The 13,651-nt window shown below is 66.1% G+C and carries 12 protein-coding genes; 9 read left to right on the plus strand and 3 right to left on the minus strand.

What is annotated here, in order from left to right; translation table 11 throughout:
* Positions 1-450, plus strand: a complete 450-nt coding sequence (locus BIZ42_RS14755; protein ID WP_070426860.1) for a copper chaperone PCu(A)C — start codon at positions 1-3, stop codon at positions 448-450.
* Positions 451-547: 97 nt separating this feature from the next.
* Here the strand turns inward: BIZ42_RS14755 and BIZ42_RS14760 are convergent, their stop codons facing one another.
* Both BIZ42_RS14760 and uvrA read right to left on the minus strand, forming a co-directional pair.
* Positions 548-955: a thioesterase family protein gene (locus BIZ42_RS14760; RefSeq protein ID WP_019184520.1), complete on the minus strand. Its 408-nt coding sequence runs from the start codon at positions 953-955 to the stop codon at positions 548-550.
* Positions 955-3,960 carry an excinuclease ABC subunit UvrA gene (gene uvrA / locus BIZ42_RS14765; protein WP_070426861.1) on the minus strand — a complete coding sequence of 1,002 codons (3,006 nt, stop codon included), beginning with the start codon at positions 3,958-3,960 and terminating at the stop codon, positions 955-957. The genes BIZ42_RS14760 and uvrA overlap by 1 nt, the downstream gene beginning before the upstream one ends.
* 295 nt (positions 3,961-4,255) lie before the next feature.
* Between uvrA and rplU the strand changes: the two genes are divergently transcribed.
* The 3 genes from rplU to obgE all read left to right on the plus strand — a co-directional run bounded on the left by rplU (position 4,256) and on the right by obgE (position 6,096).
* Positions 4,256-4,573, plus strand: a complete 318-nt coding sequence (gene rplU, locus BIZ42_RS14770; RefSeq protein WP_019184518.1) for a 50S ribosomal protein L21 — start codon at positions 4,256-4,258, stop codon at positions 4,571-4,573.
* 15 nt (positions 4,574-4,588) lie between these two features.
* Positions 4,589-4,849 carry a 50S ribosomal protein L27 gene (rpmA, locus tag BIZ42_RS14775; RefSeq protein ID WP_019184517.1) on the plus strand — a complete coding sequence of 87 codons (261 nt, stop codon included), beginning with the start codon at positions 4,589-4,591 and terminating at the stop codon, positions 4,847-4,849.
* Positions 4,850-5,043: 194 nt separating this feature from the next.
* Entirely contained in the window at positions 5,044-6,096 is a 1,053-nt protein-coding gene (gene obgE / locus BIZ42_RS14780; protein WP_046272194.1) for a GTPase ObgE, read from the plus strand.
* Positions 6,097-6,280: 184 nt separating this feature from the next.
* Here the strand turns inward: obgE and rpsT are convergent, their stop codons facing one another.
* Positions 6,281-6,550: a 30S ribosomal protein S20 gene (rpsT, locus tag BIZ42_RS14785; protein ID WP_019184515.1), complete on the minus strand. Its 270-nt coding sequence runs from the start codon at positions 6,548-6,550 to the stop codon at positions 6,281-6,283.
* A gap of 116 nt (positions 6,551-6,666) precedes the next feature.
* Here rpsT and murJ point away from each other — a divergent pair, with 116 nt between their 5' ends.
* The 5 genes from murJ to ispH all read left to right on the plus strand — a co-directional run bounded on the left by murJ (position 6,667) and on the right by ispH (position 13,632).
* A complete protein-coding gene (gene murJ / locus BIZ42_RS14790; RefSeq protein ID WP_070426862.1) occupies positions 6,667-8,271 on the plus strand; it encodes a murein biosynthesis integral membrane protein MurJ in 1,605 nt (534 codons plus the stop codon).
* A gap of 75 nt (positions 8,272-8,346) precedes the next feature.
* Entirely contained in the window at positions 8,347-9,294 is a 948-nt protein-coding gene (locus BIZ42_RS14795; protein ID WP_019184513.1) for a bifunctional riboflavin kinase/FAD synthetase, read from the plus strand.
* Positions 9,291-12,122: an isoleucine--tRNA ligase gene (ileS, locus tag BIZ42_RS14800; protein ID WP_070426863.1), complete on the plus strand. Its 2,832-nt coding sequence runs from the start codon at positions 9,291-9,293 to the stop codon at positions 12,120-12,122. Before BIZ42_RS14795 ends, ileS begins: the two co-directional genes overlap by 4 nt.
* Entirely contained in the window at positions 12,122-12,628 is a 507-nt protein-coding gene (gene lspA, locus BIZ42_RS14805; RefSeq protein ID WP_070426864.1) for a signal peptidase II, read from the plus strand. Before ileS ends, lspA begins: the two co-directional genes overlap by 1 nt.
* A 53-nt stretch (positions 12,629-12,681) precedes the next feature.
* Complete coding sequence (gene ispH / locus BIZ42_RS14810) at positions 12,682-13,632, plus strand: 4-hydroxy-3-methylbut-2-enyl diphosphate reductase (RefSeq protein ID WP_070426865.1); 951 nt, start codon at positions 12,682-12,684, stop codon at positions 13,630-13,632.
* The last annotated feature ends 19 nt before the right edge of the window (positions 13,633-13,651 follow it).

The following is a 13,651-nucleotide window of genomic DNA, read 5'->3' on the forward strand; positions in this document are numbered from 1 at the left end:
ATGATAACCAAACCATTCGTGTGCGTATTGTTGGGGGTGTGTGCGTTCGCAGCATCGGCGGTGGCCATGGCGGCGGAGCCCGCCTGCGTGTCGCTGCGCGATGGTTGGCTTCGCCTGCCTCCGGGCGCGATGCCGATGGCGGCCGGCTACGGCCAGATCCGCAATGACTGTCGCGCCCCGGTGGTGGTGGTCGCTGCCGGCAGCAAAGCGTTCGGCGATGTGTCGCTGCACGAAACCACGCTGGTGGACGGGGTCAGCCGCATGCGCGCGGTGGAGCGCCTGCCCATCGCGGCGGGCGCGACGGTCGAGCTGAAACCCGGTGGCCTGCACCTGATGTTGATGCAGCCGGAGGTGGCGCTGAAAGCGGGGGCGCAGCTGCCGTTGCGGCTGAGCCTGGAAGACGGGCGCAAGGTGGATGGAACGTTGCAGGTGCGCAGCGCGCTACCGTAAACCTTCATGGGGCGTCGAAGGGTAGTGCCGGCCGATGGCCGGCACTACCTTTCAGTTCGGCGCGGCGGAACCTGTCAGCTTGACGCGGCGGAACCCTTCAGCTCGATGCCGTACGGATCGCCTCGGGCAACGGCGCGCTCTTGCCGGTCTGCGTGTCCATCCAGACCACCACCACGTTGCCGTCCGAATACAGCGTGCTGTCGTTCTTCTCGTCCACGATGCGGTGGCCGATGGTCACGCTGCTGTTGCCGAGGCGCTCGACGAACAGCTCCACCACGATGTCGTTGGGCCACACGATCGGCAGGCGGTAGTTGACGTTGGTCGCCGCCACTACCGGTGCGATGCGGTCGGTCATCGAAACGCCCTCCACCCCCAGCATCCAGCGCACGCGCGCTTCTTCCAGGTAGGAGATGTACTTGGCATTGTTGACGTGGCCCATGCTGTCCATGTCGCGCCAGCGGACGCTGATCGGTACGCGGGCGAGGATCTTGTGTTCGCTGCTCATTACTTCTTCTTCGCCTTCGTGGTCTTGGCAGGGCTGGTTTTGCTGGGGGTTGCCGCACGCGTGGCGGCAACCGCCTTCTTGGCCACCTTGGCCGGCTTTTCCGGCTTGGCCTTGCGCGGCGGGCGGGCGTCGGGCTTGTTGGCCACGGCGGCCGGCTGTTCCGGGCGCGCGCTGGTGGAAGGCAGCATCTTGGCCAGGAACTGGCCGGTGTACGAGGTCGGGCACGCCGCCACGTCTTCGGGCGTACCGGTGACCAGGATGGTGCCGCCGCGATGGCCGCCTTCCGGACCCAGATCGACGATCCAGTCGGCGGTCTTGATCACATCCAGGTTGTGCTCGATCACCACCACCGTGTTGCCTTCGTCGCGCAGCTTGTGCAGCACGCCGAGCAGCGCCTCGATATCGTGGAAGTGCAGGCCGGTGGTCGGCTCATCCAGGATGTACAGCGTGCGCCCGGTATCGCGGCGCGACAGTTCCTTGGAGAGCTTCACGCGCTGCGCTTCACCACCGGACAACGTCGTCGCGCTCTGGCCCAGCTTGATGTAGCTCAGGCCCACGTCGACCAGTGTTTCCAGCTTGCGCGCGATGCTCGGCACCGGTTCGAACAGCTTCAGCGCATCTTCGACGGTCATCTGCAGCACGTCGTTGATGTTGTAGCCCTTGTAGAGGATCTCCAGCGTTTCGCGGTTGTAGCGCTTGCCATGGCAGACATCGCAGGGCACGTACACGTCCGGCAGGAAGTGCATTTCCACCTTGATCAGGCCATCGCCCTGGCACGCTTCGCAGCGGCCGCCGCGCACGTTGAAGCTGAAACGCCCCGGCGAATAGCCGCGCGCACGCGCTTCGGGCACCTGCGCGTACAGCTCGCGCAGCGGCGTGAACAGACCGGTGTAGGTGGCCGGGTTCGAGCGCGGGGTGCGGCCGATCGGCGACTGGTCGATGTCCACCACCTTGTCGAACAGATCCAGCCCGTCCACTTCCTTGTAGGGGGCGATCGGGTGCGATGAGCCGTTGATCTCGTTGGCCGCCAGCGAGAACAGGGTGTCGTTGATCAGGGTCGACTTGCCCGAGCCGGACACGCCGGTGATGCAGGTCAGCAGGCCCGACGGAATATCCAGGTCCACGCCCTTGAGGTTGTTGCCGCTGGCACCGCGCAGGTGCAGCGTCATCTTCGGGTTCGGCTTGTGCCGGCGCGCCGGGATCTCGATGGCGCGCTTGCCCGACAGGTACTGGCCGGTCAGCGAACGCGGTGCATCCAGGATGTCCTGCAGGGTGCCCTGGCCGACGATCTCGCCGCCATGCACGCCCGCGCCCGGACCGATATCCAGCACGTAGTCGGCCAGGCGGATCGCGTCTTCGTCATGCTCGACCACGATCACCGTATTGCCCAGGTCGCGCAGGCGGGTGAGGGTGCCGAGCAGGCGTTCGTTGTCGCGCTGGTGCAGGCCGATGGACGGCTCATCCAGCACGTACATGACGCCGACCAGGCCGGCACCGATCTGCGAGGCCAGGCGGATGCGCTGGGCTTCGCCACCGGAGAGGGTGTCGGCCTTGCGCTCCAGGGTGAGGTAATCCAGCCCGACATCGACCAGGAAGCCGAGGCGTTCACCGATCTCCTTGACGATCTTGCCGGCGATCTCGCCGCGCCAGCCGGGCAGGGTCATGCCGCTGAAGAACTTCAGCGCGTCGTCGATCGGCATCACCACCAGTTCGGGCAGCGCACGGTCGGCCACGAACACGTTGCGCGCAGCCTTGTTCAGGCGCTGGCCGTTGCACTCCGGGCAGTTGCGTTCGCTGATGTACTTGGCCAGCTCTTCGCGCACCGCGGCCGATTCGGTTTCTTTGTAGCGGCGCTCGAGGTTGGGAATGATGCCCTCGAAGCGATGCTTGCGCTGGGTGCGGCCACCGGCTTCGGTGAAGTAGGTGAAGGTGATGGTTTCATCGCCGCTGCCGTACAGCACGGCCTGGCGCACATCCGCGGGCAGGCTCTGCCAGGGGGCGTCGGTGTCGAACTTGTAGTGCTTGGCCAGCGAGGCGATCAGCTGGAAGTAGTACGCATTGCGGCGGTCCCAGCCGCGCACGGCACCGGCCGAGAGCGACAGCTCCGGGTGCACCACCACGCGCGAGGGATCGAAGAACTCGGCCATGCCCAAGCCATCGCAGCCCGGGCAGGCGCCGACCGGCGAGTTGAACGAGAACAGGCGCGGTTCCAGCTCCGGCAGCGAGTAATCGCAGACCGGGCAGCTGTACTTGGACGAGAACAGATGCGCAGGCGCATCCTCCACATCCAGCGACTGCACCGAGACCATGCCGTCGCCCAGCTTCAGCGCGGTTTCAAAGCTCTCGGCCAGGCGCTGCTTGATGTCCTCGCGCGGGCGGAAGCGGTCGATCACCGCTTCGATGGTGTGCTTCTGGCGCAGCGCCAGCGGCGGCACCGCATCGATTTCATGCAGCTGGCCATCCACGCGCACGCGCACATACCCCTGCGCGCGCAGCTGGTCGAAGACCTGGGCGTGCTCGCCCTTGCGCTCGCGGATCACCGGGGCCAGCAGCATGTAGCGCTGCTCGGCATCCAGGGTCAGCACGTGGTCGACCATCTGGCTGACCGTCTGCGCCTCCAGCGGGTAGCCGTGGTCCGGGCAGCGCGGGCTGCCGACGCGGGCGTACAGCAGGCGCAGGTAGTCGTAGATCTCGGTGATCGTGCCGACGGTCGAGCGCGGGTTGTGCGAGGTCGACTTCTGCTCGATCGAGATCGCCGGGGACAGGCCCTCGATGTGGTCCAGGTCCGGCTTTTCCATCACGCTGAGGAACTGGCGGGCATAGGCCGACAGCGACTCCACGTAACGACGCTGGCCTTCGGCGTAAATGGTGTCGAACGCCAACGACGACTTGCCCGAGCCGGACAGGCCGGTGATGACAATGAGCTTGTCGCGGGGCAGGTCGAGATCGATGTTCTTGAGATTGTGCGTCCGCGCGCCGCGGATGCGGATGAAATCCATCGCCATGGGGGATCCGTTGTGGGGCTTCGGCTCAGGGAGCCGGCAAGCGGGTGGGGCAATCGGAAACGGCAATCGGTCAGCCTACCGAGCTTGGGATTTGGGGGCAATCGCGGACTTTGCCACCCCCATGTCTCATTCCCTGAGACCCCGCCAGCCGGTTTCCTGAACCGTATTCAGCCAAATCCGGGTCAGAGCAGGGGGTGGGTTGACCCGAAGTGGTTGAAGTCATTAAAATTCCGCTTCTGTCCGCCCTCGATGGCGGCAGTCCATAGACCACAATAACTACAGAGGAAGTCTGGTCATGTACGCAGTACTGGTAACCGGCGGTAAGCAATACCGCGTGGCGCAGGGCGAAACGCTCCGCGTTGAAAAGCTCGAAGTCGAAGTCGGCAACGAGATCAAGTTCGACAACATCCTGATGCTGGGCGACAGCGATGGCATCAAGCTGGGCGACGCGCTGAGCGGCGCTTCGGTCACCGCCAAGGTCGTGTCCCAGGGTCGTGCCGACAAGGTCCGGATCATCAAGTTCCGTCGCCGTAAGCACCACATGAAGCGCCAGGGTCACCGTCAGTACTACACCGAAATCGAGATCACCGGCATTGCCGGTGGCAGCAAGTAATAAGGAGAAGCAGTCATGGCACATAAGAAGGGCGTAGGCTCATCGCGCAACGGTCGCGACTCCAACCCGAAATACCTCGGCGTCAAGATCTTCGGTGGCCAGGCCATCGACGCCGGCAACATCATCGTGCGTCAGCGCGGCACCCAGTTCCACCCGGGTACCGGCGTTGGCCTCGGCCGTGACCACACCCTGTTCGCGCTCGTCGACGGCAAGGTGGAGTTCTCGGTCAAGGGCCCGAAGAAGCGTCGTACCGTCAGCGTCGTCGCCGAAGCCTGATCTTCAGCGGTACGCAGGCGCCCACGCCACGGCGTGGGGTCGCTGACGAAAGCCCCGCTTCGGCGGGGTTTTTCGTTGGTATCGAATATCGGGCGGGACATTTCCCGCCGCCGGCCCTGGATCGTACCGGGGCCGTTAGACTCTGCGGTGGGGTGCACCTCGCGCCCGCCGCCTCCAGATTGGCATCCAGAATCATGAAACTTGTAGACGAAGCAGAAATCCAGGTGATCGCCGGCAATGGCGGCAACGGCTGCATCGGTTTCCGTCGCGAGAAGTTCATTCCGCTGGGCGGGCCGGACGGTGGCGACGGCGGTAATGGCGGCAGCGTGTGGATCCGCGCCGACGAGAACCTCAACACCCTGGTCGACTTCCGCCATGACCGCATCTTCAAGGCGCAGCGCGGCGAGAACGGCATGGGCCGCCAGGCCTATGGCAAGGGCGGCGAAGACCTGGTCATCACCGTGCCGGTCGGCACCGTGATCATGAACGTCAGCACCGATGAAGTGATCGGCGACCTGACCGGTCACGGCGACCGCCTGCTGGTTGCCAAGGGCGGCCGTGGTGGCCTGGGCAACATGCACTTCAAGAGCTCCACCAACCGCTCGCCGCGCCAGGCGCTGCCGGGCGAAGAGGGTGAAGAGCGCCTGCTCAAGCTCGAGCTGAAGCTGCTGGCCGACGTGGGCCTGCTGGGCTTCCCGAACGCCGGCAAGAGCACGCTGATCCGCGCCGTGTCCGCTGCGACGCCGAAGGTTGCGGATTACCCGTTCACCACGCTGTACCCCAATCTGGGCGTCGTGCGCGTGGAGAACTACCGCAGCTTCGTGATCGCCGATATTCCCGGCCTGATCGAAGGCGCGGCCGATGGTGCCGGCCTGGGCGCGCAGTTCCTGCGCCACCTGCAGCGCACCCGCCTGCTGCTGCACCTCGTGGACATCTCCCCGATGGAAGGTGGCGTGGAAGGTGTCTCGCCGATCGAGCAGGTCCGGGCGATCGAGCGCGAGCTGGAAAAGCACGACCCGGAGCTGCTGAACAAGCCGCGCTGGCTGGTGCTGAACAAGGCCGACCTGATGTTCGAGGACGAGGCCAAGGCCGCCGCCGAGAAGATCATCGCCGAGCTGGGCTGGACCCAGCCGTGGTACCTGGTCTCGGCCCTGGGCCGTGAAGGCACCTGGCCGATCATGAACAACATCATGGCCTTCTTCGATCGCCAGAAGGAAGACGAGGCGCAAGCGCGCGATGCGTACTGAGCGCACCCGCGCGCCCCTGAGAAACCCGGCTCCGGCCGGGTTTTTCTGTGGTGCCGCCGTCGCCGCCAGCCGGGCTGGACGTCGCAGATCGCAGGCAACAAAAAACCCGGCCGGGGCCGGGCTTTTCTCTGCGGCTGGATCGAAGCCACGCGTGGCGTGGCTCTACGACACCCGCAGCGCCGTATCAGGCGGCCTTGATGGCCTTGATGCGCGCGGTCAGGCGGCTCTTGTGGCGAGCAGCCTTGTTCTTGTGGATCAGACCACGCGAGCTGAAACGGTCGAGGATCGGCTGGGCAACAGCGAAGGCTGCCTCGGCGCCGGCGGCGTCATTGGCATCCAGAGCCTTGATCACCTTCTTGACAGCGGTGCGCAGCATCGAACGCTGAGCCGTATTGCGCGCGTTGCGCACGACGGTCTGCTTGGCGCGCTTCTTGGCGGACTTGATATTGGCCACAGTGGTGGTTTCCTGAAAAATCGGTGTAATGGGAACAGCAAGCTGGAAAGTATGATGGCTCGAAAAATGTACGTCAAGTCAATTGTCAAGAGGGAACACGGGTGAGTTCACCAAGGATGTTGCGGGGCCTGCTGTCTTTCAGCAGCATGACCATGATTTCGCGGGTGTTGGGGCTGGTTCGCGACCTGGTCATCACCACCACGTTCGGCACCAATGCGGTGACCGACGCCTTCTGGGTCGCCTTCCGGGTGCCCAATTTCCTGCGCCGCCTGTTCGCCGAGGGCTCGTTCGCCACCGCGTTCGTTCCGGTGTTCACGGAGGTGAAGGAAACCCGCTCCCACGCCGAACTACGCGAGCTGATGTCGCGGGTGGCCGGCACCCTGGGCGGGGTCCTGCTGCTGGTCACCGCGCTGGCGCTGATCTTCGCGCCCCAGCTGGCGACCCTGTTCTCCAGCGGGGTGGATACCGACCCGGCCAAGCATGGCCTGCTGGTGGACCTGTTCCGGCTGACCTTCCCGTTCCTGCTGTTCGTCTCGCTGACCGCCCTGGCGGGCGGGGCGCTCAACAGTTTCCAGAAGTTCGCGATGCCGGCGCTGACCCCGGTCATCCTCAACCTGTGCATGATCGCCGGTGCGCTGTGGCTGGCCCCGCGGCTGGGCGGTACGCCGGAGAAGCAGATCCTGGCGCTGGGCTGGGCGGTGCTGGCGGCCGGGCTGCTGCAGCTGCTGTTCCAGCTGCCCTCGCTGAAGGGCATCAACCTGCTGACCCTGCCGCGCTGGGGCTGGCGGCATCCGGGCGTGCGCAAGGTGCTGACCCTGATGGTGCCGACCCTGTTCGGTTCTTCGATCGCGCAGATCAACCTGCTGCTCGATACCGTGATCGCCGCCAAGCTGACCGACGGCTCGCAGTCCTGGCTGTCGCTGGCTGATCGCTTCCTGGAGCTGCCGCTGGGCGTGTTCGGGGTGGCGCTGGGCACGGTGATCCTGCCGGCGCTGGCCCGCCACCATGTCAGCACCGACAAGGCCGGCTTCTCCAGCGCGCTGGACTGGGGCCTGCGCACGACCCTGCTGATCGCCGTTCCGGCCATGCTGGGCCTGCTGCTGCTGGCCGAGCCGCTGATCGCCACGGTCTTCCAGTACGGGCGTTTCACCGCCTTCGATACCCGGATGACCGCGCTGTCGGTGTACGGCCTGAGCTTCGCGCTGCCGGCGTTCGCGCTGCTCAAGGTGGTCCTGCCGGCCTTCTACGCCCGCCAGGACACCCGTACCCCGGTCCGCGCCGGCGTGGCCGCGCTGGTGGCCAACATGGTGTTCAACTTCATTCTGCTGGCCGTGCTGTACCAGGTGATGGTGCCCGACGCGCTCAAGGCGCAGGGCGTGTGGGTCGCGCTGGGCAAGCAGCCGGGCCTGCACCTGGCGCTGGGCATTGCCAGCGCGCTGTCCAGTTATCTGAACCTGGGCCTGCTCTGGTACTGGCTGGGCAAGACCGACGTGTATCAGCCCAAGCCGGGTTGGGGCGGCTATGTCACCAAGCTGGGGCTGGCCTGCGTGGCCATGGTGGCGGTGCTGCTGGCCCTGCGTTACGGGATGGCGGACTTCACCGGCATGGACAAATGGCACCGGATCGGCCACCTCGCGCTGCTGGTCGGCGGCGGTGGCCTGACCTATCTGGTGGCCCTGATCGCGCTGGGCTTCCGCCCGCGCCACCTGCGGGAGCATTGATCCGGGGGCAGCCCGGCTATACTTCATGGCTATCTCTTGCAAAGCATCGGCCCTGGTGGGCCGCATTCCACGTAGATGAGCAGGCTGTTTAGAAGCGTCGAAGGCGGGCAGTTGTTCCCGCACGGAAGCGTGGTCTGCATCGGCGCATTCGACGGCCTGCACCTGGGTCATCGTGCGTTGGTGCGCCACGCCGTTTCGCGCGCGCGCGCATTGGGCGTGGCCGCCGTGGCAGTGGCCTTCGAGCCGCTGCCGCGCGAGTACTTCGCCCAGGGCGAGCCGCCGCCGCGGTTGACCCTGGCCCGCGACAAGGTCGCGATGCTGCGCGAGCTCGGCGTGGACGCGATCGGCCTGCTGCGGTTCGACGCGCGCATGGCCGCGATGCAGGCCGAGGATTTCGTCGAGCAGCTGCTGGTGCACCGGCTGAGCGCGCGCGAGGTGTGGATCGGGCCGGAGTTCTGCTTCGGCAACCGCCGCCGCGGCGATCTGGCCCTGCTGCAGGCGATGGGCCGCGAGCGTGGCTTCAGTGCCGACGAGATCGAGCCGGTGGATCTGCACGGTGAGCGCATCTCCAGCACCCGCATCCGCCAGTTGCTGCGCGCCGGTGATTTCAGCCACGCCGGCGATCTGCTGGGCAGGCCGTATACGATTGGGGGCAGGGTAGTGCGCGGCCGCCAGTTGGGCCGTACGCTGGGGTTCCCGACCGCCAACCTGCGCTTCCCGAAGACGCCGGCGCTGTCGGGGATCTATGCCACCTGGGTCCACGGCGTGTTCGACCAGCCGTGGCCCTCGGTCTCCAGCTTCGGGACGCGTCCCACCGTGGATGGCGTGGAGCCGCTGCTGGAGGCGCACCTGTTTGATTTCCAGGGTGACCTGTACGGTCGCCACATCGATGTCGAATTCGTCGCCAAGTTGCGCGACGAAGAAAAGTTCCACGATCTGGCCGCGTTGACCGACCAGATGCACCGTGACGCCGAACAGGCCCGTCACATCCTTTCCGAACACAGATTGCGAGCCACTGCGTGAGCCAGGACTACAAAGCCACCCTTCATCTGCCGGCAACCGAATTCCCGATGCGCGGCGACCTGCCCAAGCGCGAGCCGGGCATTCTGTCGCGCTGGGAGGACGAGGGCCTTTACGCCCGCCTGCGCGACAACGCGCAGGGCCGCCCGCTGTTCGTGCTGCACGACGGCCCGCCCTACGCCAACGGCCAGATCCACCTGGGCCACGCGGTCAACAAGATCCTCAAGGACATCATCGTCAAGTCGCGCTACCTGGCCGGCTTCGATGCGCCCTACGTGCCGGGCTGGGATTGCCACGGCCTGCCGATCGAGATCGCGGTCGAGAAGAAGTGGGGCAAGGTCGGCGTCAAGCTTGATGCGGTCGCGTTCCGCCAGAAGTGCCGCGAGTTCGCCGAAGAGCAGATCGAACTCCAGCGCCGCGACTTCAAGCGCCTGGGCGTGATCGGCGATTGGGACAACCCGTACAAGACGCTGAGCTTCGATTTCGAAGCCGATGAGATCCGCGCGCTCTCCAAGGTGTTCGCCAACGGTCACATCGTGCGCGGCGCCAAGCCGGTGCACTGGTGCTTCGACTGTGGCTCGGCGCTGGCCGAGGCGGAAATCGAATACCAGGACAAGACCTCGCCGGCGATCGACGTGGCCTACGTGTCGCGTGATTCGCAGCAGCTGGCCGCGCGCTTCGGCGCGACCCTGCCGGTCGATGTCGAGGTTGCGGTGCCGATCTGGACCACCACCCCGTGGACGCTGCCGGCCTCGCTGGCGGTGTCGCTCGGTGCGGAGATCGAGTACGTGCTGGCCGAAGGCCCGGCCCTCCACGGCAAGCGCCGTTGGCTGGTGCTGGCCGCCGCGCTGGCCGAGCGTTCGCTGCAGCGCTATGGCGTGGACGGCCTGGTCGTGCACGGTCGTGCCACCGGCGCCGCGCTGGAAAACCTGCTGCTGGCCCATCCGTTCTACCCGCAGCGCGACATCCCGCTGCTCAACGGCGAGCACGTCTCCGACGAAGACGGTACCGGCGCGGTGCATACCGCCCCCGGCCACGGCCAGGAAGACTTCGTGGTCAGCCAGCAGTACGGGCTGATGGAGAAGTACAACGCCGGCCAGATCAATCCGGTCGACGGCCGCGGCGTGTACCTGTCCTCGACCCCGCCGGCCGGCGATGTCGAGCTGGCCGGCGTGCACCTGTGGAAGGCGCAGCCGCTGATCGTCGATGTGCTGCGCGCGTCCGGTGCGCTGCTGGCGTATGTCGAGATCGTGCACAGCTACCCGCACTGCTGGCGCCACAAGACCCCGGTCGTGTTCCGTGCCACCCCGCAGTGGTTCATCTCGATGGACAAGGCCAACCTGCGCAGCGATGCGATGGCCGCGATCGACAACGTCGGCTGGTTCCCGAGCTGGGGCAAGGCGCGCATCGGCTCGATGGTCGATGGCCGTCCGGACTGGTGCATCAGCCGCCAGCGCACCTGGGGTGTGCCGATCGCGCTGTTCACCCATCGCGAAACCGGTGAGCCGCACCCGCGTACCGTCGAGCTGATGCAGCAGGTCGCCGACCGCGTGCAGGCCGAGGGCATCGACGTGTGGTACTCCCTGGACAGCGCCGAGCTGCTGGGCGATGAAGCGCCGCACTACGAGAAGGTCACCGACATCCTCGATGTCTGGTTCGACTCGGGCGTGACCCATGAAGGCGTGCTGCTGGCGCGTGGCTTCGGCAAGCCGGCCGATCTGTACCTGGAAGGCTCGGACCAGCACCGCGGCTGGTTCCAGTCCTCGCTGCTGACCGGCGTGGCCATCGACAAGCAGGCCCCGTACAAGCAGTGCCTCACCCACGGCTTCACCGTGGATGAGAAGGGCCGCAAGATGTCCAAGTCACTGGGCAACGGCATCGAGCCGCAGGACATCATGAAGACCCTGGGCGCGGACATCCTGCGCCTGTGGATCGCCTCGGCCGATTACAGCAACGAAATGTCGCTGTCGCAGGAAATCCTCAAGCGCAACGCGGATGCCTACCGGCGCCTGCGCAATACCGCGCGCTTCCTGCTCGGCAACCTGGACGGCTTCGACCCGGCCCAGCATCGGGTGGCCCCGGCCGACATGGTCGCGCTGGACCGCTGGATCGTGCATCGCGCCTTCGAGGTGCAGGAGAAGATCAAGGCGGCGTACACCGGCTACAACATGGCCGAGATCGTGCAGCTGCTGCTGAACTTCTGCAGCGTGGATCTGGGCTCGGTGTATCTGGATGTCACCAAGGACCGCCTGTACACCATGCCGGTGGACTCGCGCGGCCGCCGCTCGGCGCAGACCGCGATGTACCACATCGCCGAAGCGTTCACGCGCTGGATCGCGCCGATCCTGAGCTTCACCGCCGATGAGCTGTGGGGGTACCTGCCGGGCGAGCGCAAGGAGAACGTGCTGTTCGCCACGTGGTACGAGGGCCTGGCTCCGTTGCCGGCCGATGCACCGCTCAGCGCGGCCGATTTCGACCAGCTGCTGGCCCTGCGCGAGCAGGTCGCCAAGGTGCTTGAGCCGATGCGCGCCAATGGTGCGATCGGTGCGGCGCTGGAAGCGGAGATCACCGTCGCCGCCAACGAAGAAACCGCCGCGCGCTGGCAGCCGCTGGCCGAAGAGCTGCGCTTCCTGCTGATCAGCGGTGACGTGCAGGTACGCCCGGCGACCACCGATGAGGTGTTCGTCAGCGCCCAGCCGACCGGCAAGCAGAAGTGCGTGCGCTGCTGGCATTACCGCGCCGATGTGGGCTCGGTCGCTGCGCATCCGGAACTGTGTGGCCGCTGCGTGACCAACATCGACGGGGCCGGCGAAGACCGGCGGTGGTTCTGATGGCCGCCGCCCGTCCGCGTCCGAACGCGCTGATCTGGCTGCTGCTCTCGGCGGCGATCATCATCGCCGACCAGTGGAGCAAGGCCTGGGTGCTGTCCAGCCTGCCCGAGTACGAGCCGGTGGTGGTCATCGAGGGCTTCTGGAACTGGTTCCGCACCTATAACACCGGTGCGGCATTCAGCTTCCTGAGCGATGCCGGTGGCTGGCAGCTGTGGTTCTTCACCGCACTGGCAGTAGGCATCAGCGGCCTGATGGCCTACTGGATGTGGGGCACCGCTCGCGGCGCCTGGCGCAGCGCCGTGCCTTACGCGCTGGTGATCGGCGGGGCGATCGGCAACGTGATCGACCGCCTCATGCACGGTCACGTGGTCGATTTCATCCAGTGGCATATCGGGGACCATTACTGGCCCTCGTTCAATATCGCTGATTCGGCGATCGTGGTCGGCGCGGTGGGTATCGCCCTGTTCGGCCTGTTCGACGGCAAGGCTGCCAAAAAAGCGGGATAATTCCCTCCTGTATCCGTAACAACCCGGCTCACGCCGGCCGGAGTATCTGACCGATGGATGTGTTGCTCGCCAATCCGCGTGGTTTCTGTGCCGGTGTCGATCGTGCGATCGAGATCGTCAAGCGCGCGATCGAGACCCTGGGTGCGCCGATCTACGTGCGCCACGAGGTCGTGCACAACCGGTTCGTGGTCGATGACCTCAAGGCCCGCGGCGCGATCTTCGTCGAGGAGCTCGACGAAGTGCCGGACGACAACACGGTGATCTTCAGTGCCCACGGCGTTTCCCAGGCCGTGCGCCAGGAAGCCGACCGACGTGGCCTGAAGGTGTTCGACGCGACCTGCCCGCTGGTCACCAAGGTGCACCTGGAAGTGGCCCGCCACTGTCGCGCCGGCCGCGACGTGGTGCTGATCGGCCACGCCGGGCACCCGGAAGTGGAAGGCACGATGGGGCAGTGGAGCCGCGAGCGCGGCACCGGCCAGATCTACCTGGTGGAAGATGTGGAGGACGTCGCCACGCTGGTCATCGACCAGCCGGAGAACTTCGCCTACACCACCCAGACCACGCTCTCGGTGGATGACACCCGCGGCATCATCGAAGCCCTGCGCACCCGCTTCCCGGCGATGCAGGGCCCGAAGAACGACGACATCTGCTACGCCACGCAGAACCGTCAGGACGCCGTGCGCGACCTGGCCAAGCGTTGCGATCTGGTGCTGGTGGTCGGCTCGCCGAACAGCTCCAACTCCAACCGCCTGAGTGAACTGGCGCGCCGTGATGGCGTGGAGTCCTATCTGATCGACGGTGCCGACGAGATCGATCCGGCGTGGGTCGCCGGCAAGAAGCACATCGGCCTGACCGCCGGTGCCTCGGCCCCGCAGGTGCTGGTGGATGGCGTGATCGCGCGGCTGAAGGAACTCGGTGCCACCGGCGTCGGCGAACTGGACGGTGAGCCGGAATCGATGGTGTTCGCGCTGCCGAAGGAACTGCGGCTGCGACTGGTCGACTGACCAGGCATCGCGACGCCAC

Source organism: Stenotrophomonas sp. LM091, assembly GCF_001806305.1.
Taxonomy (GTDB): Bacteria; Pseudomonadota; Gammaproteobacteria; order Xanthomonadales; family Xanthomonadaceae; genus Stenotrophomonas; species Stenotrophomonas bentonitica_A.

Coding starts and splice junctions, on each gene's coding strand:
- lspA (WP_070426864.1), top strand. CDS start 12,122: ATGGCCGCCGCCCGTCCGCGTCCGAACGCGCTGATCTGGCTGCTGCTC.
- rplU (WP_019184518.1), top strand. CDS start 4,256: ATGTACGCAGTACTGGTAACCGGCGGTAAGCAATACCGCGTGGCGCAG.
- ispH (WP_070426865.1), top strand. CDS start 12,682: ATGGATGTGTTGCTCGCCAATCCGCGTGGTTTCTGTGCCGGTGTCGAT.
- BIZ42_RS14755 (WP_070426860.1), top strand. CDS start 1: ATGATAACCAAACCATTCGTGTGCGTATTGTTGGGGGTGTGTGCGTTC.
- obgE (WP_046272194.1), top strand. CDS start 5,044: ATGAAACTTGTAGACGAAGCAGAAATCCAGGTGATCGCCGGCAATGGC.
- BIZ42_RS14795 (WP_019184513.1), top strand. CDS start 8,347: ATGAGCAGGCTGTTTAGAAGCGTCGAAGGCGGGCAGTTGTTCCCGCAC.
- rpmA (WP_019184517.1), top strand. CDS start 4,589: ATGGCACATAAGAAGGGCGTAGGCTCATCGCGCAACGGTCGCGACTCC.
- uvrA (WP_070426861.1), bottom strand. CDS start 3,960: ATGGCGATGGATTTCATCCGCATCCGCGGCGCGCGGACGCACAATCTC.
- BIZ42_RS14760 (WP_019184520.1), bottom strand. CDS start 955: ATGAGCAGCGAACACAAGATCCTCGCCCGCGTACCGATCAGCGTCCGC.
- murJ (WP_070426862.1), top strand. CDS start 6,667: ATGTTGCGGGGCCTGCTGTCTTTCAGCAGCATGACCATGATTTCGCGG.